This is a genomic window from Pseudomonas sp. GD03903 (genome assembly GCF_029840045.1).
In the GTDB taxonomy this organism is placed as follows: domain Bacteria; phylum Pseudomonadota; class Gammaproteobacteria; order Pseudomonadales; family Pseudomonadaceae; genus Pseudomonas; species Pseudomonas pseudonitroreducens.
In genome coordinates, this window is the sequence record NZ_JAOCBT010000005.1 from 97366 (window position 1) to 121483 (window position 24118).

28 protein-coding genes are annotated in these 24118 nt (G+C 64.9%); 11 read left to right on the top strand and 17 right to left on the bottom strand.

What is annotated here, in order from left to right; genetic code table 11:
* Positions 1-133 precede the first annotated feature (133 nt).
* Positions 134-1276, top strand: a complete 1143-nt coding sequence (locus N5C91_RS09400; protein WP_023120494.1) for an AraC family transcriptional regulator — start codon at positions 134-136, stop codon at positions 1274-1276.
* Between the two features lie 47 nt (positions 1277-1323).
* Here N5C91_RS09400 and mobH read toward each other — a convergent pair whose 3' ends face one another.
* Positions 1324-3216, bottom strand: coding sequence for a MobH family relaxase (mobH, locus tag N5C91_RS09405; RefSeq protein ID WP_004350623.1), 1893 nt, complete (start codon positions 3214-3216; stop codon positions 1324-1326).
* Between the two features lie 315 nt (positions 3217-3531).
* Here mobH and N5C91_RS09410 point away from each other — a divergent pair, with 315 nt between their 5' ends.
* From N5C91_RS09410 to N5C91_RS09420, 3 genes are all read left to right on the top strand, one after another.
* On the top strand, positions 3532-4158 hold the full coding sequence (locus N5C91_RS09410) for a hypothetical protein (protein ID WP_003149774.1): 627 nt from the start codon (positions 3532-3534) through the stop codon (positions 4156-4158).
* A gap of 12 nt (positions 4159-4170) precedes the next feature.
* Positions 4171-4803: an RES family NAD+ phosphorylase gene (locus N5C91_RS09415; protein ID WP_003149772.1), complete on the top strand. Its 633-nt coding sequence runs from the start codon at positions 4171-4173 to the stop codon at positions 4801-4803.
* 73 nt (positions 4804-4876) lie between these two features.
* A complete protein-coding gene (locus N5C91_RS09420) occupies positions 4877-5236 on the top strand; it encodes a DUF3742 family protein (protein WP_003149770.1) in 360 nt (119 codons plus the stop codon).
* 15 nt (positions 5237-5251) lie between these two features.
* Here N5C91_RS09420 and N5C91_RS09425 read toward each other — a convergent pair whose 3' ends face one another.
* The 16 genes from N5C91_RS09425 to N5C91_RS09500 form a co-directional block, all read right to left on the bottom strand.
* The gene (locus tag N5C91_RS09425; RefSeq protein ID WP_004350620.1) at positions 5252-6799 is read right to left on the bottom strand and encodes a conjugal transfer protein TraG N-terminal domain-containing protein; all 1548 of its coding nucleotides are present in this window, start codon (positions 6797-6799) and stop codon (positions 5252-5254) included.
* 15 nt (positions 6800-6814) lie between these two features.
* Entirely contained in the window at positions 6815-7171 is a 357-nt protein-coding gene (locus N5C91_RS09430; protein WP_003149767.1) for a hypothetical protein, read from the bottom strand.
* Complete coding sequence (locus N5C91_RS09435) at positions 7168-8562, bottom strand: integrating conjugative element protein (RefSeq protein WP_003149765.1); 1395 nt, start codon at positions 8560-8562, stop codon at positions 7168-7170. Before N5C91_RS09435 ends, N5C91_RS09430 begins: the two co-directional genes overlap by 4 nt.
* 9 nt (positions 8563-8571) lie before the next feature.
* Entirely contained in the window at positions 8572-9522 is a 951-nt protein-coding gene (locus N5C91_RS09440; protein WP_004350617.1) for a TIGR03756 family integrating conjugative element protein, read from the bottom strand.
* Positions 9519-9965 (bottom strand): TIGR03757 family integrating conjugative element protein, encoded by a 447-nt coding sequence (locus tag N5C91_RS09445; protein ID WP_004350615.1) that lies wholly within the window; start codon positions 9963-9965, stop codon positions 9519-9521. The genes N5C91_RS09440 and N5C91_RS09445 overlap by 4 nt, the downstream gene beginning before the upstream one ends.
* Positions 9966-10129: 164 nt before the next feature.
* A complete protein-coding gene (gene radC / locus N5C91_RS09450; protein WP_003149760.1) occupies positions 10130-10624 on the bottom strand; it encodes a DNA repair protein RadC in 495 nt (164 codons plus the stop codon).
* A gap of 175 nt (positions 10625-10799) precedes the next feature.
* The gene (locus N5C91_RS09455; RefSeq protein ID WP_003149757.1) at positions 10800-11564 is read right to left on the bottom strand and encodes a thioredoxin domain-containing protein; all 765 of its coding nucleotides are present in this window, start codon (positions 11562-11564) and stop codon (positions 10800-10802) included.
* A 24-nt stretch (positions 11565-11588) separates the two neighbouring features.
* Entirely contained in the window at positions 11589-14480 is a 2892-nt protein-coding gene (locus N5C91_RS09460; RefSeq protein WP_011516996.1) for a conjugative transfer ATPase, read from the bottom strand.
* The gene (locus tag N5C91_RS09465; RefSeq protein ID WP_003149753.1) at positions 14480-14920 is read right to left on the bottom strand and encodes a TIGR03751 family conjugal transfer lipoprotein; all 441 of its coding nucleotides are present in this window, start codon (positions 14918-14920) and stop codon (positions 14480-14482) included. The genes N5C91_RS09460 and N5C91_RS09465 overlap by 1 nt, the downstream gene beginning before the upstream one ends.
* On the bottom strand, positions 14901-16319 hold the full coding sequence (locus N5C91_RS09470; protein WP_004350605.1) for a TIGR03752 family integrating conjugative element protein: 1419 nt from the start codon (positions 16317-16319) through the stop codon (positions 14901-14903). Before N5C91_RS09470 ends, N5C91_RS09465 begins: the two co-directional genes overlap by 20 nt.
* Positions 16309-17220, bottom strand: coding sequence for a TIGR03749 family integrating conjugative element protein (locus tag N5C91_RS09475; RefSeq protein WP_004350604.1), 912 nt, complete (start codon positions 17218-17220; stop codon positions 16309-16311). The genes N5C91_RS09470 and N5C91_RS09475 overlap by 11 nt, the downstream gene beginning before the upstream one ends.
* The gene (locus N5C91_RS09480) at positions 17217-17909 is read right to left on the bottom strand and encodes a PFL_4703 family integrating conjugative element protein (protein WP_004350603.1); all 693 of its coding nucleotides are present in this window, start codon (positions 17907-17909) and stop codon (positions 17217-17219) included. The genes N5C91_RS09475 and N5C91_RS09480 overlap by 4 nt, the downstream gene beginning before the upstream one ends.
* Positions 17906-18304 (bottom strand): TIGR03750 family conjugal transfer protein, encoded by a 399-nt coding sequence (locus N5C91_RS09485; protein ID WP_003153632.1) that lies wholly within the window; start codon positions 18302-18304, stop codon positions 17906-17908. The genes N5C91_RS09480 and N5C91_RS09485 overlap by 4 nt, the downstream gene beginning before the upstream one ends.
* A gap of 12 nt (positions 18305-18316) precedes the next feature.
* The gene (locus N5C91_RS09490) at positions 18317-18676 is read right to left on the bottom strand and encodes a TIGR03745 family integrating conjugative element membrane protein (RefSeq protein WP_003153634.1); all 360 of its coding nucleotides are present in this window, start codon (positions 18674-18676) and stop codon (positions 18317-18319) included.
* A gap of 16 nt (positions 18677-18692) precedes the next feature.
* Complete coding sequence (locus tag N5C91_RS09495) at positions 18693-18926, bottom strand: TIGR03758 family integrating conjugative element protein (RefSeq protein ID WP_003050225.1); 234 nt, start codon at positions 18924-18926, stop codon at positions 18693-18695.
* Complete coding sequence (locus N5C91_RS09500) at positions 18923-19306, bottom strand: RAQPRD family integrative conjugative element protein (protein WP_003090167.1); 384 nt, start codon at positions 19304-19306, stop codon at positions 18923-18925. The genes N5C91_RS09495 and N5C91_RS09500 overlap by 4 nt, the downstream gene beginning before the upstream one ends.
* Before the next feature lie 203 nt (positions 19307-19509).
* Between N5C91_RS09500 and N5C91_RS09505 the strand changes: the two genes are divergently transcribed.
* The 7 genes from N5C91_RS09505 to nucC are packed head-to-tail and all read left to right on the top strand — an operon-like array spanning position 19510 to position 24114.
* The gene (locus N5C91_RS09505; RefSeq protein ID WP_003050245.1) at positions 19510-19980 is read left to right on the top strand and encodes a helix-turn-helix domain-containing protein; all 471 of its coding nucleotides are present in this window, start codon (positions 19510-19512) and stop codon (positions 19978-19980) included.
* A complete protein-coding gene (locus N5C91_RS09510) occupies positions 19977-20552 on the top strand; it encodes a PIN domain-containing protein (protein WP_003153636.1) in 576 nt (191 codons plus the stop codon). The genes N5C91_RS09505 and N5C91_RS09510 overlap by 4 nt, the downstream gene beginning before the upstream one ends.
* 17 nt (positions 20553-20569) lie before the next feature.
* Complete coding sequence (locus tag N5C91_RS09515; protein ID WP_003050256.1) at positions 20570-21484, top strand: AAA family ATPase; 915 nt, start codon at positions 20570-20572, stop codon at positions 21482-21484.
* Complete coding sequence (gene cap8 / locus N5C91_RS09520; RefSeq protein ID WP_003153638.1) at positions 21481-21951, top strand: type III CBASS phage resistance system CD-NTase-associated protein Cap8; 471 nt, start codon at positions 21481-21483, stop codon at positions 21949-21951. The genes N5C91_RS09515 and cap8 overlap by 4 nt, the downstream gene beginning before the upstream one ends.
* Positions 21948-22448 carry a type III CBASS phage resistance system CD-NTase-associated protein Cap7 gene (gene cap7, locus N5C91_RS09525; RefSeq protein WP_003090159.1) on the top strand — a complete coding sequence of 167 codons (501 nt, stop codon included), beginning with the start codon at positions 21948-21950 and terminating at the stop codon, positions 22446-22448. The genes cap8 and cap7 overlap by 4 nt, the downstream gene beginning before the upstream one ends.
* Entirely contained in the window at positions 22448-23350 is a 903-nt protein-coding gene (locus tag N5C91_RS09530; RefSeq protein ID WP_003153640.1) for a CBASS oligonucleotide cyclase, read from the top strand. Before cap7 ends, N5C91_RS09530 begins: the two co-directional genes overlap by 1 nt.
* Before the next feature lie 38 nt (positions 23351-23388).
* Positions 23389-24114: a CBASS effector endonuclease NucC gene (gene nucC, locus N5C91_RS09535; protein ID WP_003050273.1), complete on the top strand. Its 726-nt coding sequence runs from the start codon at positions 23389-23391 to the stop codon at positions 24112-24114.
* Positions 24115-24118 lie beyond the last annotated feature (4 nt).

A 24118-nucleotide genomic window follows, 5' to 3' on the forward strand; every position in this document is an offset into this window, starting at 1 on the left:
CAAGGCCGAGGATCTATGCCAATGTTGCCAATTCTTGCGCACTGAGCCTGGCCTGGGCGCGAAGTGCAGAGAGACCGCCGGAATCGCGGTCGAACCTCGCAGCCGATACTATTGAGGGGCCTTTACCTTTTCCATGCCCGTAGATTACTTACCGGGGATGCTGGGCTCAATTGCCAATAGCGCCGTGAAATTTGCAAAAACTGACAATCTCGTCAGGCCGCCAAGAGGACTTCCTGCGAGCCCAAATGCCGTCGCGGCGGCCACGGTCTCATGCGATCTGGTGGAGGACCTGCTGCGCAGCCTGCGCTCGCTGTGCTCGGACCAGGCCCTGGATCGCTGCCTGCAGCAGGCCGGCATCGTGAAGGCATTCATCAGCCACCCCGGCTCGCGTCTGACGCACGATCAACTGGTCGGGCTGTACCGACGAAGCGCCGCTGCCACCGGCGATGAAATGATGGGACTGTGGAGCCGGCCCATACGGACCGGCGCTTTGAAGTACATCGTCCGAGCGGTCATGGACGCGCCAAGCATCGAGGTAGCGCTGTATCGCTTCACGCAGGTCTGGAACCTGCTGCTGGACGACTACAGGCTGAGTCTCACGAAGGCAGACGCCTCCTTGCGCTTGGAACTTGTCCCGCGGTCTTCCAAAGCGGGGGGGAACCGATTCGGGCACGCACTGATGCTGAAGCTGACGCACGGCATCGTGTCATGGCTCGCCGGCCGAGAGGTCCCGGTGCGCAGTGTGGCCTTCGCTTTTCCACGCCCATCATTTGCAGCCGACTATTCGATCCTGTTTCCGGCCCCGATCGATTTCTGCGGACCCCTCTCTCAGATCACCTTTCACGCCGAACTCGCAAAGGTCCGGCCGAAACGCAGCGCGTCCGACGCGCGCAGCTTCCTGGAGCGGGCGCCGCGCGACTGGATTTTCACCTCCTACCACCAGCACGCCCTCCGGCTGAAGGTGCGTGAGCTGCTGCATGTGGATCTCGGACGGACGCTGGACGATGTTTCCAGCCGGCTGCACATGTCCTCGCGGACATTGATGCGCAAGCTGCAGCAGGAAGGGCTGTCGTTCCAGGGCATCAAGGATGAGTTGCGCAGGGATCTGGCCATCCTCCACCTTGTGCGCAACGACAGCTCACTGGAGGAGATATCCGATGCTTTGGGCTTCAGTGCCCCTGCCGTCTTCCACCGCGCGTTCCGCCACTGGACGGGTATGACCCCCGGACGATACCGGGCGGCGCAGCAGGGCATTTCCCATGGGGTTACGCTCTGACCTGTGCACCGAAGAGCGGGCATCCGGACCGCGCCCACTGGATATCCTCATTTCGCAGCCAGCGAGACTTCACGCCCCGCCTCCTCGTTGAAGAGGCACAAGTAGGGGTTGTTGGGCGGCACTCGCTCGAACAACGCACCGGGCTGCGTCAACAGGTAGCCGTGCAACTGCCGCGATTTGCGCGGCCCTGAGACGTGACAAGTCCAGATGTTCAGGCCGCTGGCCTGCTTGCGGTGCGCGGCCAGCTTCTCGAAGCGCTTTTGTGCCCACTGCCACGGCTCCAGTTTTTCCTGGCGGGCAATGGCTGCCAACTGCGGATGCTCTTGAGCGTATCGCTGGAACACTCCTGGGCTGACCAAGTATGCGGTATCGCTGACGGTATGCACGAGTGCCTTCGCGTCATTGATGATGAGCCGACGCGAGGCAATCCCCTGTTTCAGCCATGCCATGAAGTGCTCGCCAGATGGCTGCACCGTTGTCGCTGCTGGTGTGGCCGCGGGCGCCGGTGATGAGGGTGAAGATGCCACGATCGATGGTGGTGGTGCTTCAGGGCGTGTGGCAGAGAGTTCGGTGGGGATGGTTGACTCATCCTGCTGTGTGGCGGACGAATCGCCCATTCCTACCATCGTCAGCAGATCCTCCATGACGTCGGGCATGGCCTCAGCCAGGGGGGCGATAATTGGGTCAGCAGCGCTGCCGCCTTCCCATGGCGGCGATTCCTGACCTCCTGGGGTCGGTTTCGCCGCGACCTCCGGCGACGATGCCGCAGCGGCGTGCTTCTCGACAGGTGACGTGTCGATCGCTACCGTCCCGGCGAACGGCGCCGGTCGCTCGCCAGCCTCCCAGATCAGCGCAGGTGCGAGGCGCAGCAGCGTGAATGAGTGGGTCCAGCCGGCGTTGCTGGTCACGGTCGCCCGCCAGACCGCCTTCCCGTCCAGTGTGGGCTGCAACATGCCGTGGTCCTGCAGCACGTTGAAGACGGCGGTGTTGTTCGCAGGGATGCCATCGATGCCCTGCGATAACAGGTGCGCGCGCAGCTTGTCCGAGACCGTCTTGCTCACCAGCCACAAGGCATCCTCGGTGAGCCAGCCATCGGAGGCCTCGGGCTGATTCAACTTCAACTCTTCCTTGAGCAGGTAGCGCAACCCGTCAAGCAGCTTGCGTTGCAGCGCGTGCTTGGGCGCGGCCATGGCGCGCGCCGGATCGCCGCCCAGTTCCTGGGCCACGGAGGCGCGGTCGGCCTGCACCACGAGTTCGCCCAGCACACCGGCATGCTCGTACTGGCCGGCCAGGACGTAGAGCAGCGGTCCCCACAGGTCGCGATAGTCACTGAGCCAGTCCAGGAGTTGGGTGTCCAGCAGTTGGCGGTAGAGCAAGCCCGTCGCCGCGCTGTGCAGGCGGTATTCGCGATCGTCGCGGTAGCGGAAGCGGTACGGCTGGTGCAGCGGACCGTACCACGGGTGCCACAGCGAGCCATCGGCCAGTTCGACGTGCAGATCGACGGCGATCTTGCCGATGTCGTGCAACAACGCGGCATAGGCGACCGCAGCAGTCCAGGCTTCAGCCTGCGCAGCTTGGTCCTCGGGGCTTGCGCCGATGGGAAGCAGATGGGACTGCCGCAGCTTGAGGGCATAGGCAACGATCTCCAGGCCATGGTCGAGCATCCCGCCCGGGTACGCATGATGATGCGATTCGGAAGCCGGGAAGGCCTGAACCAGTTCGGCGTAGCGCTCCAGCGGCGCGCGGTACAGGACGGCGAACTGCTTGCGCGACAGAGACGTGCGCTGCCAGATGTGCTCCAGCAGCTTCTGCCGACGCGGGGTGGCCAGCAGCGATGCGGCCGACTCGGGCCGCATCAACCCTTTCGGGAGGTCGGATGCGGGTGGTGGCGTTGGAGCGGTAGCGACCGCGGGCCGTTTTCGCTGGAACAGGGAAAGCATGTGGGTGTCCTGATGACGGGCCGATCGGGAGGCCTTTTGGCCTTTTCGAGGTAGGGCCTTTCCCCTTGCACCCCGTTCCCTTGCCATTTCGGCCCTCTGGCCTTTCACCGTTTCGGTATAGCGGGGCACGGGATGCGATTCCAGCGTCAATGGGGAACTCGGTGGAATGGATTGGACGGCGAGCCGGTGCTGGTCGCGCTCTATGCTGAGTGGACGCCGCTTCCGCCGGGCAGGTTCTCGAAAGGCGACAAAGTTGACAAAAGCGACAATAGAGACTAGAGTGAATCCTGTCTCAAACCTGCCTGGGAGATCACCATGCCCAATGCCATTGAATTCATTGCCGATCGCCTGCCGCGCGTCACGGTGGAGGATGTGCGCCGCTTCGCGGATACCGTCGAAATCCGGGATGCGCCGGCTTTCGCGGCCGAGTTGCAGGCTTTCATTCACGAGCGCGTGGAGGCGGTGAAGCTGCCCGCCAACTTGGACGGAGAGACGGTGGGGCAGGCCCTGGCACGCAAGGCGGCCGCGCTGCGCACCGAAACGCGCTGGGCACCGACTGAAACCGACGTCCAGCGAGGCCGCGCCGTGTTGCTGGAAGCCTTCAACCAGCCGCATAACCTGCCGATCCCCGAGTACGCCAAGCTGGCGGACAAGTCGCGCCAGCAGATCTACAAGGACATCCTCGCCCGTCGGCTGTTGGCGCTGAACGTGGGGCCGCGCGGTCAGAAGCTGCCCGACTGGCAGCTCGACCCGGTAAAGCAGCAGTTGACCCAAACCGTGCTTCAGGAGGTCGAGGGCATCGACCCCTGGACGATCTACCGCGCGCTGTCCGAACCGCTCGAAGGCTTGGGCGGCCGCTCGCCGGTGGATGCGGTGACGCACAGCACGATCGATGACGTGGCCGATGCCGTGTTCAACGTACTGGGCGTTCAGGTGCATTGAAGCGAGATCGCCATGAGCCACGAGCTGCCTTCGTTCCTGATCGATGCCGGTGAACTGCTCCAGCATGTGAGCCGCGTCGTCTATCGGGGCAGCCCGCTGTACTATGGCCGCAGCAGCACCAATCGCTACGATGACCCGGCGCGGGCCTACGGCGTGCTCTACCTGGGGCGCGACCTGCCCACGGCGCTGATGGAGTCGGTGTTTCATAAGCACCAGTGGCTTGCGGACACGAAGCGCTCGATCGCGCTGAAAGAAGTCCAGGCCCGGATGGTGCGCGCAGTAGGCGTGATGGACGATGTGCTCTTGGCCGACCTCACGGCGCCGGGCGTCATGGCGGGCTACTTCGGCCTGAACCTGGAGCAGTTGGCCAGCCGCGACTACACGCACACGCAGCAAGTGTCCGCCCAGGTGCATGCAATTCTCGGAGACGACGGCCAAGCGCTGTTCGACGGGGTGCTCTATCCGTCGCGCAACAACTATCCCGCCAAGAGCATCGCCCTGTTCGAGCGTGCGGCAGCAAAGGTAGGCGTTGTCGATGACATCGACCTGGTGGACCATGTGGACTGGCCGCACTTCGTTGCCACGTATCGCGTCGACGTGGAGCCTGACCCCGGCCCGGTGGAACCGGATGACGAAGCGTCATGAAGCACTTTGAAGCCCGCAGCAGAATGAAATGGACCAAATTGGAATAGGCATCCCTCAGTAGCAGGAGACGACCATGAGCACCACGACCCGCATCAGCACTGCGGAACGCCTCGGCCGCGCCCTTGGCCGCGGGTGGCGCGCCTATGCGCGCAGCGAACGTCGGGCGTCGAACTGGTTGGTGTCCAAGGGTGTGCCGTTGGCTGCCGCCGCCGCGCTGCTGTGGGCCGGCAAACTGGCTGTCCTGGGGCTGCTGCTCTACGTTGCTTTCTGGCTGGCGTTGCTGCTGGTCGCGCTGGTGTTTGTGGCCCGGGGGCACGATACCGTCGAATGGGAGCCGCCCGAACCAGAGTGGCGGCACGGGCACGCCGGTTTTGGCCTCTATACCCACGATGAGTATCGGATAGATTCACATGATCCATCTGATGAGACCTAGCGAAGAAGCAAGGCACTACTTCCTCTTGCTGGGTGTCGATGCCCACTTCATAGCGCCGCCAAAGGCCATGTCGGCGGCTTTGCCGCCGGCCGCTTTGGCGCCTGCCGTACCAGCAGCAAGCCCTTGCAACATGCCCCCCACGGCGTAGCCCGCCCATCCCAAGGCGGTTACCCAGAACAAGGGCAGCACGATGAACATCGTCGCCATGACGAAATTCAACAGCATGTCTCCGAAGGCATTGTTGAGGCCCATGACCGGATCGAAATTCGTATGCGGCCGGTTCCATCCCCAGCCCCATCCGTAGAGCGCGTCCAGAATGGTGCTGTCGATCCAGCGCGCGAGTTGGAACCAGAAATCCACGAAGAACAGCGCAAACTGCACCACGCTGACCGTCACGAGTGTTTTCAGGTTGTAGGTGCTAACCATGAGCACCACCGGAATGCAGACAACCAGCGCCATCTTCAAGAGCGCCAGCACCATCGGAAGAGCCTGGCGCATTGCATCCATGGAGGGGAAGTAGCCCAGCGAGCCTACCGCCAGTCCTACGTCGGCCGCCGCCCGGGTGATGATGTTTGGGTCGGTCATTTCGATCTGGCCACCGTAGTCCGTATAGACGCTGCCTTGGTTCAGCTTCTGCTGTCGCGGTGACGCGATCGCGCGGATCACCGAATCGTCCACCTCGGCACGGCTCAGGAAGCCAGCCCAGCCCGCCAGGCGATTGAGCAGGCTCGGGTCCACCTGACCCAGCAAGCGTGCCCGCAGTCCATTGCTGCCATCGGCCCACCATTGCCTGCAGGTCGGATAGCCGCCGCCGCTGGCCACCTGCGCAAGCCCTGCGTCGCGCGTGCTGTCATAGGGCCAGTCCTCGCGCGGGGTGCTGGAACGGTATGTGTCGTAGTAGCCGTTCGTGTCCGTGAAGAAGCGTGAGCCGATCCAGGTTACGTCGTGCAGCTGCTGCTCATCGAGTTGAGGCCGCTGCATGAACAATTTCGCCCGCGCAGCCCCATAGCAATCCCGCGAGAAATCCGCTACTTCCTGAGCCAACACTGGGTCGTCAATGCGAGTCGCGTCGATCTCCATGCGCATCTGCCGCAGGTCCGTGCCGCACGGGATCGCTGCCACTGAAGCGCCCGTGACGGCGCGCGAGAGCGCGTGCATGAACGCCCACCACACCGGCACCTTCGCCGACTGGTTGTTGATGGTGCTGAAAGATTGCGACCAGCCGGTATTCGAGGGCTGCGGCACACTGACCTGGCATTGCGCCGAGCGCGAGCTGTCGTACTGGATGGTGTTGAGGTCCACGTCGATGAACGGGATGCCCGCGAACATCACCACCACGATGGCGACGAAGACCCGGTTCTCGATGCGGGCGGCGCTCAGCACGCCTTTATTGCCCTCGTCGGCGCCTTCTGCACGGGCCTTCAACCACTCCTGCACGATGATCGCCACGAAAGGCAGCGCGAAGACGCCGCTGGATACCAGCACGGCCCAGATGCCGTTGTTGACGATCCAGGACACCAGCGTAAGGTAATACTCCAGGTAGTCGGTCGTGAACAGAGTCATGGCCCGAATCTCCTCTCAGCCCTGCATCAACAGGCTGGCTTCCAGCGCCACGATGGCGACGACGCCTGCGATCTCGGTGCGCACCAGGCGGTGCCGCGCCTGGGCGTCGTCCTCACGTACCAGCAGCCGGCGGCGCATCCAGATCCACCCGTACACCGTCGCCCCGTATAGACACAGCCGCCACACGAATAAGTAACCCGCAGCGGCGGCGAGCCACCGCTCCCAGCCGGCAACGCTGCCGACCAGGTAGATGCCGGCGATGTTGGCCGCGACCGCGGCGGCAACGATCAGCACCGTCCACAGCAGCGCCTTCGCCGCGCGCCGGCTGAACAGCCAGCGCAAGGGGCGCCAAGTCATGCGCGCCGCGCTCATGGCCTGGCTCCTGGATTGCCCTTCTGCAACTGGTCGAGGCGGTCGGGTACCGGATCACCCTCGTAGATGCCGCGCGAGCCTGCCGCGCGCGTACCGTGCCGCTGGATGATGGCCATCGGTGAGTTGTTTGCCAGCTCGCGCCGAAGCTCCAGCTCCGTCTTCAGGTTGCGGATCTCCCGGTCGAGCGTGTCGCTCTCGTGGTTCACGGCCTTGACCGCGAGTTCGTTGGCTGCGACGTTGGGCTCCTTCTTGCCCGTGAGCAGCGTGCGCTGGAGCAGCAGCGCTTTTTCCAGCACCGACGACAGCGCCACCTCCGACGCGAGGCGCCGCGCCAGAAGGTCCTGGTCCGGCTCGTCGCGCAGCGCCTCGATCACGCCACGCGTGATTGGCAGCGACGTGCTGCCAGCCTCGCGCAGGTTCTCAAAGGTGGTAGTGCGCGTGCCGGAAACCAGCTCCTGAAGGACCTCCAGCTTCGCCTCGTACTCTTCCTGGATCAGCGGCGTCAGCCCGACGCCGGGCACCGTCTCGGTCTTGGTGCAGGAGTCGCAGGTGCGCTGCACCTGCTCTCCGAGGACCCGCGTGGCCCATTCGGTCGCCTGCTGCGGCGACGTCCAGGTCTGGCAGGACAGGCTCGCACAACTGGCGGACGCGATGGAGGATGTGTCCGTCACGCCACGACCGTTGACCAGGTTGTAGCCCGCGCGGGTGACGTCGCCGACCACCCGGATGGCGGACTGGCCTGCGCCACCAGCATTGCTGCCACCCACCCAGGGCACGCCGTCGTTGCCGCGGCGCGTCTCGGCCTGCTCGACGGCCGACACGGCATCGTTGCTGCCAACCGCGTCACGCAAGGCCATGCCTTCGGCCATCTGGCTCCAGCCAAGCTGGCCACCCGCTGTCTCGGCCATCTTCTCCGCCATGGCGCGGCACGTCAGCTTGGAGCGGTCGAAGTCCAGCCGCGCCTGCAGCACGCCGTTGGTCAGCAGGTTGTACAGGCCCGGATCGGCGCGCTGAATGATCAGCGCCGGCAGGGACGCTACCGCGCTGGTGGCGCTCTGGATTACGTTGCTCATGATCTGCTGAAAGCCGTTCGTGATGCCGTTGAGCTGATTGCGCAGCGTGGTCTGGATGCTCATGTCGCCGCAGATCAGGTTGCTGTTCCACCCCACACCGACCCCGATGGAGCGCATGCCGGCCGCGCGGCCCATGGACACCGCGCTGCCGCCGCCGATCGAGTACATGACGTCATCGCCAATGACGGGGCCGCTGTTCTGGTATCCGACCTGTGCCCACGCCAGGCCGCAGACCAGGGCGAGCGTGCCGGCCAGTGCCGTCGGGCGCAGCAGGCGGCACGCCTTGGTGGACAGGTTCTTCGGTTCAGGACGCTTCATCGTGGCACCTCAGAGGAAATCGACGCTGCCGAGGAACACCTGGCCCCGGCGTTCGCAGCACGCATACGGACGCCACAGCGCCCACGCGTAGTCGCCTTGCTGGGCTTGGGTCAGCGTGCCGCTGTGGGGGAACACCACGCAGGTGTTCGACAGGCGCGGCGTCAGTTCCTGCCACTTGCCGGTCGAGGCATCACCTTCCATCAGCGCGCCGGCCGGCCAGTAGCCATCACGCGCGTTGGCGAGCAGCGGCTGGTACACGTGCAACTGCCCGCGCCGCGTGACGACGTCACCGGCGCGCTGAGCCACGACCGCCCCGGATTTGTGGTCGTCGGTCTGGTGCAGGAAGCCGCCGCGCGGATAGACATTGCCCCAGAGGTTCATCGTGGTGCGCGCACCGACCTCGCGCCGGCCCGGGATCAGCGCCTCCGGGTAGGCCATCTCGGGCACGTTGTAGCGCCAGGCCAGCGTGTCCAAGGTGCTGAGCAGATACGGCATGAAGGCCGTTCCCGCGCCTTGGCAAAAATAGCCCGAGGACGAGGCGAACTGGTTGAACACCTCGCCGCCGGGATGGCCGATGACATCGGCGTTCTTGAATTTGGCGAGGTTGTTTTCGTGGTCTTCGTTGGTGGTGCCGTCGCCGCCTGCCTGGGCCGAGGCGTTCGGCATGCTCATCGCTCGCACTTCGACCCAGGGGTTCTCTCCGGTGTTGCTGTAGCTGGAGACGACCGCATCGGGGACGTAGTGCCGGACCTTGGTGGACGTGCGCACCGAGCAGCCGCCATAGGTGCAATACAGCCAGTAGCAGATGCCCACCACCCGGTACTCCAGGCAGTCCGGCGACATGACGGAGGACACGATGGTGACGGTGTTCAGGGCGTAGCTGCCCGTGGCGCTGACCAGCAGCAGCGAGGCCACGGCGACGCGCAGGCGGCGCAGCAGGTCGAATGGGCGATAGGTCACGGTTGCCTCCTCCGGTGCTGCTCGATGCAGGACACGGCCCGGGCCACGTCAGGCTCGCCATAGACCACATAGCGTTGGTCCACCACGACGGCCGGGATGGTCGTGACACCCAAACTCCATGCGTCGGTGATGCCCTGGTAGGCGGTGCCAATGCGGCGCTGAAGGTCGGTGCCGCCTTGGTTCAGGCGTTGCCGGACGATGGCTGCTGCGCGCTCGGGGTCGGCTGGCAGATCTGCGGAAAGCTCTGCTTCGAGCCCGGATGCCCGGTCCAGCTCGATCAGCCGCTCGCCGCCCATGGTCTTGACCGGGTGGCGGCTGTCGGTGACGACCACCACGTCGGCGGCGAACGCGGCCGGGCTGAATGCCGCGAACGACGCCGGCAGCACGATGGCCAGGCCAAGGGTTCGCCAGCCTGGTGCGAACCGGGTAAAAGCTCCTGGCATGTCTTGCACCCCGGAAGTTGATCAGGGCCATAGTCAAACGCCGAACCCCATGCGGCCCCAACAAACAATGCGCATCGCGGCCACCCCGCATACCTGCTTGTGTCGCCGCGCAGAAAAATGCGGAGGCCGAAGCCTCCGCGCTGATCAACGAAGCAGTACAACCCTTACAGCAGGCCGGACTCCGCAAAGGAGAACGGGGCACCCTGGCCGACGATGATGTGGTCCAGTACCCGCACATCGATGAGCGCCAGCGCGGCCTGCAGTTGCTGGGTCAGCATGCGATCCGCGCTCGACGGCTCGGAAATGCCCGAGGGGTGCTGGTGCGCGAAGACCACCGCGGCCGCATTCAACTGCAGAACACGCTGCACAACGACACGCGGATAGACCGAAGTCGCGTTGATCGTGCCCCTGAACAGCGGCTCGTAGGCCAGTACCTGGTGCATGCTGTCCAGGAACACAGCGACGAATATTTCGTTGGGCTCGGCCACCAGCTTCACGCGCAGGTAGTCGCGCACGGCCGTGGGGTCGAGGAGTTTCGGACCCGCTTTGAAAACCCGCTTCTCCAGCAGCGCAATGGCTTGCTGGATGATCCAGTCCTCGTGCTGGGCAGCGATGGCGGAAAGCGACTCCAGGCAGGAGTCATTGACGACGAAAGACATGGCGAACCTCCAAATGGTGAGATCGGAGGGCGCGCGCCCGGGGAGGGCAAGCCCTCCTGGGGAACGAACAAGGTGCATCCATCACCGCGGTGGCGGTGATCGTTCGCGGCCAGGATGCGAGGCGAACGGGTTGCGGTCAGCGCAGCGGACTGCGCCGTAGCCTTGAAGACCGGGGCTACCTGGGCATGTCGCCGACGACGTCGGCAGGCATTTCCGATGTGGGTATGGCGGCGGGATCGCCGGCCGCGAGCATGTCCATGGCCGACAGCAAGGCATCGCCCTCGATCGGGCCCTGCAGCAGGATCGCCTTGCCGGTTTCGCGATCGTGCAGCCGCAGCGATGGCGTGGCGATCACGCCGCTGTTCGTGGCTTCCGCCGTCTGGGCGCGGATCGGTGCATCGGGCCGCTCGCTCGCCAGACACTGCTCGATCGCTGGAGTGAGGTCGGGGTAGCGCAGCCCTTCAGGCAAGCCCTGGCCGTCGCTCCGCGTGTGGGCATAGACCCATTCGACGGCCTGCCAAAAGGCGGCATGGCTGCCGGCTTCGCCCGCGCATTCCGCCAGGCGCGCTTCGGCGGACGCGGCTGGCTCATGCGCGGCCAACGGCAGGTGGTGCCATTGCAAGGTCACGTCCGCATTGCCGGCCACCCAACGCTTGAGCACTGGAAAATAGGACCGGCAGAACGGGCATTCGAGGTCCGCGTAGAGCGTCAGCGTGAAACGCCCTTCCGGATTGCCCATCTGCCACGGAGGCCCAGCCACCTGCGTGTCGCTGACTGGCGCCGAAGTCTGAGGTGTGGACCCGCCTGGCGAACGTGACACGAGCCAGATCAGCAGCAGCGCAACCAGCACCGCGGCCAATGCCCAGGGCCAGCGGAACTGCCAGCGCCGACGACGGAACGCCTGGACCTGCATCGGAATGGATGGGCGTTTCTGTTCCATGGCGTTCTCCGGTGTACGGCAGATTCAGGGCAGGTCCAGGGCCGGCGACTCGATGCCGCGTGCCCGGTCGATCTTCTCGGCCACCTTGAAGGCGGCATCCAACTCGCTGACGCCGTGCTGCTGCATGAGCTGGTAGCGCTCGGCCTTCTCTTCGGGTTCGGTCTGCGCGAGCGCGAGATACAGGCTCGGCGGCACGGCGCGGAAGAGCACCTCCATGCTCTTGGAGAGGATGACGCCCTCGGTGAACTTGCCCGCTTCCTTGCGTGCCGAGAGCATCAGCGCTTTCTGCGCTTGGCTCAGTTCGCGGAACCGCGCGATCTTCTCCACTTCATCGGGGGGCATCGACAGGCAGATCCACCACTCGATCATGTTGAGCATCGGCTCCGCGGCGCGCGGTAGGTCGTCAATATTTTGTGTAGCTAGCCAGTACCAGGCCCCCAGCTTGCGCCACATTTTTGTAATTTTCACGGTATACGGCGCGAGCAGCGGGTTCTTGGTGATCACGTGGCCTTCGTCGGTCACGTTGATGATCGGGCGGCCGAGATACTGGTCACGCTCCGCGATGTTGTTCACCGTGCTGATGAGGCTGATGTACGCGATCGAGAGCTGCGCGTTGTAGCCCTCGCGGGCGTAGGTCGCCAGATCGACCAGCGTGATGTCGGCCTCGGGCCACGGCGTGCCGTCGCGGTCGAACATCTCGCCGTCCGTGCCTTGGCAGAACATGTCCATCGCGTCCGCCATCTCCAGCAGCCGCACGCGCCGCATCTCGGGCAACGTCGGGTCCTGGCCGCGGGTGCGCAGCGCATTGCGCACATCGCGCGTGAGCACAGTGCGCTTCTCTGCCACGCAATGTTCGGCCGCGTCGAGGATGCACTGGCGGATCAGCGAGCGGTCGGCCCGCGTCATCCGCGCTTCTTCCTTGTCTTCGCCGCCCGTGATCATCAGCCGTGCCGTGATCTCCAGCTCGCCCAGCACGTCGCGCTGCTCGTCCGCCTCCATGGCCGAGGCATCCGGTGGCAGGTCTTCGTCCAGTGCATCGGCATCGAGCGTCTGCACGTCGCTGGGCGTTTCGATCAGCCGGCGTGCGTCGGCGAACGGCGCCAGGCTGATGCCCGAGCCGGGTGCCAGCTTGACCCGGTTCACGGTCAGCCCCAGGCGCCTGGCGAAGTCGCTGAACAAGCCGAAGCTGTTGCCGGCTTCCACGATGAAGAGGCGCGGCCGATAGATCGCGGTGACCTGGTTCAGCAGGTTGTTGAGCGTGGCGCTCTTGCCCGAGCCCGTGGGACCGAACAGGAACAGATGGGCATTCATCTGCCGATCCAACCTGTTCAAGGGGTCAAACGTAATCGGGCCGCCTCCGCGATTGAACATCGTGATGCCGGGGTGCCCCGTGCCCTGGGCGCGGCCCCACACCGGCGACAGGTTCGCCGCGTGCTGGGCGAACATCAGTTGCGTGTACCACCGGCGCCGGTCCTTGCCGGGGTTGTAGCAGCACGGCAGCCAGCGCAGGTAGCTGTTGAGCGGCGCCACCTCGTCGTCCTCGCGCACCGGCTGCAGGCCGGCGTTGAGCATCACGTTCGCGAGGTCCAGGCCGCGCCGATCCAGTTCCGCCTCGTCGCGCCCGCGTAGGTAGAACGCCAGAGTGCCCCGGTAGAGCTTGTGCGCGCTGCCGATCAGGGAGCGGGCTTCATGCACGTCCTTGAGCGTCTGCTCCGACGCCAGCGTCTCGCCCACAGCTTTCTTCGCCAGATGGTTGAGGTCCGATTCGAGGACGTCCTGCGGCGTGGCCACCATGGTGAGACACATCAAGGTGTCCTCGGGCATCTGATCGAATAGCGTGTTGATCGCGTCTCCCTTGCGGGTCTCGCCGGTCAGGTGCCCGGTGCCGGGCGGCATGCGCAGCCGGTCGGTGATCAGCACGCGGTGCGGCATGCCGTCGAAGTACCAGGCCCCTTGCGCCACGTCCGAGCGCGGCTGCCCAAAGAACAGCCGCTGGCTGAAATCCCGCCCGCTCGCCAACTCGATCTCGCCGGCCTCGCTTTCCTCGGTACTGTCCGGATAGCGCGCCAACGCGTAGAAGCGCTCCCGGTCCTCCACCCCAGGGCCGAGCAGCGTGGGGCGCGGGTTGAACCATCGCAGCAGCCAGTCGTGAACGTCCGCTGCAACCATGCGCCGGGCCTGGATGCCGGCGTTCGCCAGGCCGCCGCATAGGCGGTCGCAGACGATGCCCAGCATCTGCTCGGGTGTCTGGCCGCGGCGGTTTGCCTGTCCCTGTCCGCTCGCGCGGCGGTACACCACCATGCGCACACGCCGCGTCTGCCCGCGCCAGCGCAGCCGCGTAACCACCGTGTCCTCGAACAGGCCGCCGGGCTTGGCCACAGCGCGCAGGTGGTGGCCGAAGAAGCGCAAGTAGAACTCGGTGAACGCCGAGCCGCGCGCACGTGGCTGCACGTAATCGCGCAAGGTCTGCATGTACTGGTCGAAGCTCGGTTCGTCCTGGGCATAGAGCTGGAGCACCCACGGGTTCTCGTCCAGTTCATCGAAACTGTCCTGAAGCGCGTTTTCCAGGGCGTCGCGGGCATGCGCGAGCCAGCCGGGTTCCCGGCCTTCGGTGCCCAGCGGCACCAGTTCGTAGAACGCCGCCACCGATTGGCCATCCTCCAGGAGCATCGATTTCGACCCGGGCAAGAACTCCACCCAGGGCAGCAGTTCCACGAAGGACGGCGCAACGTCGTACAGCGCCTGCTCGTCGGCCACGGTCGCTGGCTTGCGGCCGTGGACTGCCGAACCGGGTTCGGGGATGCCGGCCTGGCGCAAGGCCTCGACGTGGCGCTGCCAGCTGTCCGGCTGCTCATCGCTAGCCGGGCTACTGGAGCCGGCGCCGGCCAGCTTCGGCCATGGGAGTTTCCACCGCATCAGTAGTCCTCCACGCGCTCGCCCGGCATCGCGTACTGGATGCGCTGGTAGAGCGGGAAGACGGTCGTGTAGCCGGGCACCGGCACGGGATCGGTGCCGGCCAGATGCGGGTACACGTACATCACGAGATCGGGATTGGGCAGGCGCTGGAACTGGCGGTGGACCTCATTGCGCGCGGTGCGCGTGTAGCGCATCTGCTCGACAGGTGCGGCCTGCACGTCGGCGTCGGTCAGGGGCCGACGCAGGCTCTGGCGCGCATCGAGCAGCTGGCGGCCGGCGTTCCGTCCGGCTGCGCCACCGCCGTCGCCGGCCTCCTGCTGCCAGATGTCCATCATCGTGCGGTCACCGTGGGTCAGCAGCTTTTCCTTGCTGGTGGCGCAGCCGCCGAGCACCGCGACGGCGAGGGCCAGCACCAGGCCCTTAATCGAGTTCGAGAGCATGGCTTTCTCCTGCGCGGTGATCGACCTTGCGGCCTTCGGGATCGAAGTCGATGGCGAGCGGTTTTTCGAGGTGGACGGCGACCTTGGCGCCGGGCTGCACATAGACGGCGGCGAACGCCTGGCCGTAGAGCTTGTTGACCCAGGCCGACATGTCCCGGACACCGCCCGCGAGAATCTGGCCGACCGCTTCCTGGCCGGTGATGCCCACGGTGCCGATGGAGCCGTCCGAGCCGACATAGGACATGCGGCCGCTGTCGCTCTCGATGAGCGAGGCCACGCCGGCACCGGCCGCGGTGATCAGGGCCTGCGAGCCGAGGTACTGCTGGGCGTTGCTGCGCCGCTCGCCGCTGACGCAGGGGATGCCGTGCGGGTCGCTGATCCAGCCCAAGCCGTCGCGTTGCTGGTTGTTCTGCTGGTTGCCCTCGCGGTCTTCGGGGATCGTGCGGATCGTGCCGTCGTTGAAGACGAACGTGATGCTGCGCACCTGGCCGCGCACGCACGAAAGCGTCCAGTCGCCCGATGCGGTGCCGCTGAACACGGCGCCGGCCACGTCGGGAATGTCGATGCCATTGGCGGTCAGGTTGTCCGGCCCGACCAGGACTTTGAACGGATAGGGATCGTTGACCGTGCCGTCGATCGGCACGCGGCCGATCAGCGCGGTCATGGCGACCGAACCCATGAGCGTGGAGTTGGTCGGCACGGTATAGACCGGCTTGGCACTCTTGACCCCAGAGGCGCGGGCGCCCGCGTTGGCCACGGTTTCCGCGGTGGTTTCGAGCGTGCTCTGCGCCGGGCCGAAGCTCGTGGGGAAGCTCATTCCGCCGCTCGCGCCACGACCGCCGTTGCGCCCCTCGGCGGGCTTTGCGTCGTCCGGCTCGACCCACCGCACGCCGCCCTCCATGCCGGCCTCGTCGCCGCCCTGCAGCCCCAGGCCCACGGGCAGGTCCGCATGGCCGCCGCCGCGCCCGCCGATGCTGTCCAGGCGCCGCTGCAGGTCGGCGAGCAGCCCTTCGGTCTGCTGGCGCGCGCTGGCCGCCTGCTCCTGGTCGCGGCGCAGGTTGGACCGCTCGGATTCGAGCGCCGAGTTGATGCGCTGGTCGATGGAGTTCTCGCGCTGGCGCAGTCGCTGGTTCTCTTCACGCTGCGACTTGTTGTCCGAGAGCGCGGTCTGAAGCTCGGTGCGCAACTGCTTCACTTGGGCAACGAGCGTCGCCACGGTGTCGCGCGGGGTGTCGCCTTCGATGCCCAGCGCCTTCATTTCCTCGGGCGTGAGCTGGGCGCCGTTGTCCGCCGCGGGTGGCGCCGTGCTGCCTCCACCCGAGAACAGCCGGATACCGACGAACAGCACCAGGATGGCGACAGGGATCATCAGCCACTTGAGCAGGCCGTTACTGCGCATGGCGGGCCTCCTTGGCGTTCTCGTCGCCGTCCGGCTGCGGCAGATGCACGGCAGGGTCGAAGCGGTGAATCGCCGGCAGCAGCGACTGCGCGAGGCCGCGGCCGCCCGTGACCAGGTAGAGGACGGTCGTGTCCTCGGGCGTGCCGCGCGGGCCCAGCGCCTCGTGCTGGAAGGTGGCGGTGAGGAAATCGCCTTGCAGCACGCGCGGGTCGAGCGCGACCCAGTCGGCGCCGGTGTTGGTAAGGCGCACGGCAGTCACCCATTGGTCTTCCAGGCGCCACGACGCGAGCGCGACCGCGCGCACCGGCAGCGTTGGCATCAGTGTGTCCAGGTCGAGGTCGCGGGGCAGGTTGACCCGCATGACGCCCGGAAGCGGCTCGACGGTGCGCAGCGGTGCGTAGAGGTTCTGCGCGGCGAAGCGCGTCAGCACGACAGGGACCGGAGTTTCGCGCCGCGCGGTCCGCGCACCTGCCTGGCCCTGGGCGCGTGCCGGGGCCTCGGCACTGTCGGCCTGCTCGCCATAGCGTCCCGGTGCGCTGTCACCCTCGACGATGCGCACCGGCTCCAGCTCGGCTTCCCCGTCCTTGGGCGGTTCGGCTGCGATGTCCAGCAGGATCAGCGCGCCCGTGTCGGCGTCCTGCAGTTGCAACCGCGTGGGCTCGATCGGCTCGCTGGCGCGCAGGTACACCGCGCCACCCGCACTCTGCACGCGCAGGCGTTCGCCCACGCCCGCGGGCACGCCCACGCGCACGTTCCGGTCGATGAACACGATGCGTTCCTGACCGACCTTCAGCGGCACTGCCAGTGGCATGCGTTCCCAACGCAGGATCTCCACCGCCTGGGCGACGGGTGCCGCGGCCACGGCCAGTAGCCCCAGCAGCGCGAGTACAGGATGCTTCATGGGGTGTTTCCTCCTTGAGGCGCTTGCGGAGACAGGCCACTCGACGCCGGGCGCGCCGGCTCCGGTGCACTGATGCGCTGGGGCGCGCCTTCGTAGCAGTCCAGCGCCAGGCCGAACGGGTTGCGGGCGGGATCGACGTCCACCCGCGTGACCTTGATCGGATAACGCACCAGGGCGCGCTTGACCTGCTCGGCGCCGTAGTACTCGTCCGCCGTGATGTCCAGCGTCACCACCCAGTCGCGATCGGACACGGTGCGCACGCGCGCCGTGGGGTCGTCGCCATAGCCGCGGCCGGGAATCTCGTAGATGCCGCGCACGCGCTGGCGTAGCTCGCCGGTGGAGCGGCGGTAGTCGTAGTCCGCGCGAAGGAAGGCCTGGCAGGACGGGGTGAGGTACGGCGAGAGCGTGTGGAGGTTGCGCGAGTAGTCTTCTTCGCCATTGGTCGGCCAGCGGTTCAGCGTCTGGAACACGTAGAACGTGAACGCATAGACCGATTCGGGCGGCACTTCCCACCACTTGCGGGTACTGCCAGAGCGCAGGTCGGGCGGGACGTGGATGGTCAGGTCGCGCGGCGCGCTCCACCAGCCGCCGCCCATGACCAGGGCGACAATGACCAGCGCGCCCGCGCCCAGGCGCAAGGTCTTGATGTGCGCCTGCAGGTGGGCGATCTCGTTCTTGAAGCGACTCATCGCATGCTCCTGCGGGTGGACCAGAAGCCCGAGCGCGAGATCAGCACGTGGCCGCCCACCCAGCCGGCCATCAGCGGATGGCCCGTTGCGATGCGCCACTGCAACTGCCGATAAAGCCAGGTGTCGGGGCGCCCACGCTTGAGGCGGCGCAGGATGCCGCCGCCGATGAACACGCCCAAGGCCACGCCCAGGACAACGAACGTCGGTGCGATGGCGATCGTGCGGAACACCCACGAAAGCGGCGCGCCGACCAGCAGGCCGGCGGCGCCGGACAGGCCGCAGCAGATCCACAGCTCGTCGGCGGTGAGGCCGCGCACGACAACGGGATGGCGGTTGAGCCGGTGCGGAAGGAACGTGACCGTCCCGTCCGCACGGACGTGCTGCTGCTCGGACATACCGGCCTCGCCTTACAGGATGCCCGTGGCTTCGGTGAGCAGCCAGATGCCGATCACGAGCAACACGGCGCCGATGGCGACCGTGAGGCCGAATTGGCCCCACGTCTTGCGGCCGGTGTGGATCTCCGCGTAGGTTCCGTAGGCGTGGTAGCAGACGCCGATGAACATCGACGCCACCACCAGCAGGGCCACGAGCATGATGATGTCGTAGCCGTAGTTGCGGATCGTCTCCATGATGCCGTTGCCGGTGCCGCGCGTCGGGTTCTCCAACTGCGGCAGGCCTTGCGCGAACGACAGCGCGGGCAGCGCGGCGGCGCCCAGGGCCATGGCGGCGCGCTGGGCGAGACGGGAAGTGAGGATGCGGTTGTGCATGGTCGGGCCTTTCAGGTCAGGACAGAAGGAAGAAACTCAGGACGAGGTACATCGCGACGAAGCGGATGCAGACGCCGAGGAACTGGCGCTGGTTGAGGCGGCTCTCGGACCACCCCACGTAGGCCGTTCGGATGGCCCAGACGCCCCACACGAGCAGGACCGCGAACACGACGCCGACCAGGACGGTCGCCATTGCGGAAGGCGCGATGCCGCTGTTGGCTTGAAATGCCGAGACCTGGGCGCCGTTCATTGCTTGCCCCCCGCAGTCGTCGCCGGCAGCGGCTCGGCCGCCCGCTCGGTGCGGTAGTCGCCGGCCAGTTCGGAGGGGTCGCGCGGCTGAGCGCGCGATGGCGTCAGGTGAAACTGGATGCCGGCGCGAACGCGCGCCAGGTCAGCCAGCAGCCGCGGGTAGTCGAAGTGGTAGCGCTCGCCCGGCTGGATGGGGGCATGCGCGGCGCTGTCCGCGACGGTGCGCTCCAGCGCGTCGAGCTGGCGCAGTGCGGCGACCAGCTCCTGGCGCTGTGCCGGAGACTCGGCCAAGGCCATCTGGGACTGACCCAGCAGGAGGGCCGTCACGAGAAAAGTGGGCACGCCGCGATGCGCGGCGCGCAGCCAGATCGAAGCCACCATCGCGCCATTCCTGTGTGATCAGCAATGGGGTGATCGTGGAGATCAGGGCTGTTTTAGGCCGCAAACAATAGGAACTGGCGGACGACCGGATTGGGCATACCGCGAGCGAACCTACAAAAGCCCGGGTGGAGTTTCGATTATTGCGTTTTTCGAGTGTTTCGAATATGATCGGCTCTGCAACCGTTTTCGCTTAGGAGCTACCCATGACCACCGCCACTGCCCAATCCAAGATGACCCTTCCCGCCGCGGGAGAGGTTAAGGCAGCCGTCCAGGGTCAACGTGCCTTGGCGGCTTACCTCGCAACCCAGTTCGAGACGCAGCACATCCAGATCTTTGATGACCACAAACAGGCTCATCAGGTGGAACTGCCTACCTCGGCTTTACGCCTGCTGGTCGACATCCTGGCCGAGTTGGCCGATGGCAATGCAGTAAAGGTGGTGCCCGTCCATGCAGAGCTGACGACCCAAGAGGCGGCGGACTTGCTCAACGTGTCCCGTCCCCATTTCGTCAAGCTGCTAGAAGATGGGGTGTTGGCATTTCATCGCACCGGCAAGCACCGCAGGGTGAGGTTCGCCGATCTGATGCAGTACAAGGAAGCGCGCGAGCGCGCCAGTGAGCAGGCGATGGCCGAACTCGCTCAGCAGTCGCAAGAGTTGGGAATGGGATACGAATGAGGCATTCCCCATTCACCGCCGTCTACGACGCGTGCGTTCTATATCCCGCGCCACTGCGGGATTTCCTGATGTGGCTCGGCCTGTCTGGCCGCTTCCGGGCGCGGTGGAGCCAAGCCATTCATGAGGAGTGGAAACGCAATCTGTTGATCAACCGCCCCGATCTCACCCGGGTTCAGGTCGACAGGACGTCGGATCTCATGGACAGGGCCATTCCGGACGGCTTGGTGGAGGGCTACGAAGCGCTCGTGGCAGGCCTGACATTACCCGATCCGAACGATCGGCACGTCCTGGCTGCGGCGATTCGCTGCGGTGCGAGCGTGATTGTGACGTTCAACGAACGTGATTTCCCGAACGATCTGCTGGCTCCGTACGGCATCGAATCGCAGCACCCCGATGAGTTTGTGGACAACCTGCTGGATCTGGATGCGGCCGCCGTAGTGTCGGCTGCGCAGCGCCAGCGTGCCCAACTCAAGCATCCGCCGATCGATGTGGACCGCTATCTCGAAATCCTGCTGCGCCAAGGCCTTGTGCAAACGACCAAGGTGCTGGCGACCTATCGCACCATTCTCTGACCCGCCGAGAGCCACGGATGACCAAGAATCCTTCATCAGACGCCACTTTGCCGAAAGGCATCCATCGAAGCTGGAAGCTGCCGGATAAGTCGCTGGGTGACTTGTGGGATTCGATCGTGATGGACGAAGCCATCAAAAAACAGTTGCTGTCACAAGCGATCGTCAACTTCACGGTGCGCCCCAAGGTGGAGCGCACGGTACTCCCCCTGCACGGCGTGATCTTGTTGGTCGGCCCGCCGGGGACTGGGAAGACCTCCTTGGCACGGGGCTTGGCGCATCGTGTGGCCGAATCTTTTTCTTCTGCGAAGTTTCGATTGCTGGAAGTGGAGCCTCACACGCTGACGAGCTCTGCAATGGGAAAGACTCAACGCGCCGTGGCAGACCTGTTCTCGCAATCGATCGCAGAATCCGCAGCGGCGGGCCCGACGATCGTCCTTCTGGACGAGGTCGAAACGCTTGCGGCTGATCGAGCGAAGCTCAGCCTGGAAGCCAACCCGGTTGATGTGCACCGGGCCACCGACGCGGTGTTGGTGCAGTTGGACATGTTGGCCGAACGCAACCCGCATCTGCTGTTCGTGGCCACCAGCAACTTCCCACAGGCCGTCGACAGTGCCTTCCTATCTCGTTGCGACATGGTGATGGAGGTGCCACTGCCCGGCAAGGATGCCTGCAAGCAGATCCTAGTGGACTGCCTGAATGGCCTGGCAAAGACATTTCCGGGGATTGGCAAGCTTTCCTCGGCTCACCAGTTCGACGCGTGCGCTGGCGAGTGCGTCGGATTGGATGGTCGGGCCATTCGCAAGGTCGTAGCCAACGCCCTCGCGGCCGACCCGCAAGTGGCTATCGATCCGAACAAGCTTTCCGTAGAGCACTTGCGCAGTGCGATACGACAGGCAAAGCAAATGCGCCTTCAAGGAGGGAAGCAAAAATGACCACCGTTGTCAGCCGGACGTTTCGCAGCTCGCCGCACCGCGATGCGTTGCAGACATGGGATGCCATTGTCGAACTGCTCACTCAGGGCAAGGACGGCACGGCTCGCTCTGAACTCAGGGCCGTGACGGGCGTGGCCGCCAGCTTGATCGCCGACCAGGCACCCAAGAGCGCGCCCATCGTTGCGACATGCGATGGACCACGGACCAGGATCTACTGCCTCTTCGACGAAGACGCGATCTATGGTGATGATGCCAACGAAGAAGTCTTGGGGTTCGAGCCGTTGAAGGGAGACTGGGGAGTCTCGCTGCCGTGTCCGAAGGAGCAGCTCGGCTGGGTGCAAAGCGCGCTCAAAAAGCACAGTTCTCGCATCATTGCACGGGACTTGAGCCAAGGAATTGCCACGCAGGCGCAGGCCGATGCTGGGCAAGCGCTGTCGCTCGACCTCGGAGGTTTCCTCAAGTCATGAGCACCGTCGCCACCTACTCGTACACGCACTCGGTTACCTATGTGACCGACAACATCCTCAAGAGCTTGAAAGACATCATCCTGCTCAGTGGGCTGGACCCTGAGCACTTTGCGGATCGCTGGGAGAGCAATACCCGAGCCATCAAGACGTGGCTCGGGACCGGTGATCTGCGCAAGGTGATTCTGGAGATCTACAACCCGGCAACCGACAAGCTCGTGACCCGATGGGATATCGACATCGTGTATGGGTGGTCCGATGGCGACGGCAGCTTCTGGACAGATACCGAGCAGTTGAAGTACGCGATCAAGAAAGCTGGGCTGCTGCCATCGCAGGCCAAGTACAAGTTAATGCTCGATACAAAGCCAGGGCGACCTGATGTGGAGGGATGGAGCAAAGGAAGTTATCGCTCGACGGATGGAATGGTCAAGCAGAGCCTAGGCTCGACTGTCGAACACAGCGGCCTGGCGGGTCAGGCCGGATATTGGAGGCAACGCTGATGCTGTCGATCGATGAAGCTTTTCGCAAGTTCAAGTCGCGTCTGGAACTCAACGAACGCGAACAGAAGAATGCCTCGCAACGCCAGAACGAAGTGCGGGACTACCTGCAGACCAAGTTCGGCATTGCGCGCAGCTTCCTGACCGGTTCCTATGCTCGATACACGAAGACGAAGCCGCTCAAGGATATCGACATCTTCTTCGTGCTGAAGGACTCGGAGAAGCATTACCACGGCAAGGCCGCATCGGTAGTGCTGGATGATTTCCACTCTGCATTGGTGGAGAAATACGGTTCGGCGGCCGTGCGCAAACAGGCGCGCTCGATCAACGTGGATTTCGGTGTTCACATCGACGCGGAGGACAACACGGACTACCGGGTGGTCAGCGTGGATGCGGTGCCCGCATTCGATACCGGCGACCAGTATGAGATCCCCGATACGGCGTCCGGAAAGTGGATCAAGACGGACCCGGAGATCCATAAGGACAAGGCGACCGCAGCGCACCAAGCCTATGGCAATGAGTGGAAAGGTCTCGTGCGCATGGTGAAGTACTGGAACAACAATCCCAAGCACGGCGATCTGAAGCCGGTGAAGCCCTCGTTCCTGATCGAGGTAATGGCCCTTGAGTGTCTTTACGGCGGCTGGGGAGGATCGTTCGATCGCGAGATCCAGTCGTTCTTTGCCACGCTTGCCGATCGAGTTCATGACGAGTGGCCGGATCCCGCCGGACTTGGCCCGGCGATCAGCAACGATATGGATGCCGCGCGCAAGCAGCGCGCGCAGCAGCTGCTGTTCCAGGCGAGCCAAGACGCAAGCATCGCCATCGACCACGCGCGTCGTGGTCGCAATATCGAAGCGCTTCGCGCCTGGCGCGCACTGTTTGGCCCCAAGTTCCCACTGTCCTGATTCCATCGGCTTCCATACACGTCCCATCGAGGTACAGCATGTCCCAGTGGTCGCTTTCCCAGCTCCTGTCGTCCCTGCATGAGGACATCCAGCAGCGCTTGTCCGTAGTACGCAAGACCTTCGGTCACCCGGGTACGAAGGGGGATGCGAGCGAGAACGTCTGGATCGACATGCTGGATACCTATCTGCCCAAACGGTACCAGGCGGCCAAGGCGCATGTGGTGGACAGCCTGGGGAACTTCAGCCAGCAGATCGATGTGGTGGTGTTTGATCGGCAATATTCGCCTTTTATCTTCACCTACGAGAACGAGACGATCATTCCAGCCGAAAGCGTGTACGCCGTTTTCGAGGCCAAGCAGACGGCTGACGCGGGGCTTGTGGCCTATGCCCAGGAGAAGGTCGCCAGTGTGCGCAGGCTGCACCGCACGAGCCTGCCGATCCCGCACGCTGGCGGGACCTACCCAGCGAAGCCGTTGATTCCGATTCTGGGTGGCTTGCTCACCTTCGAGAGCGAATGGAGTCCTGCATTGGGTCCATCCATGGACAAGGCGCTGAACGCAAACCTCACCGAGGGGCGTCTGGACATCGGATGCGTTGCCGCCCACGGGCACTTTTTCTATGACCAAGCCAGCGGCGCGTACAGCTACACCAACGAAAACAAGCCGGCGACCGCGTTTCTTTTCAAGCTGATCGCGCAGCTTCAGTTCAGTGGAACGGTCCCCATGATCGATGTGGAGGCTTACGGTCAGTGGTTGACCAAGTGAGGGG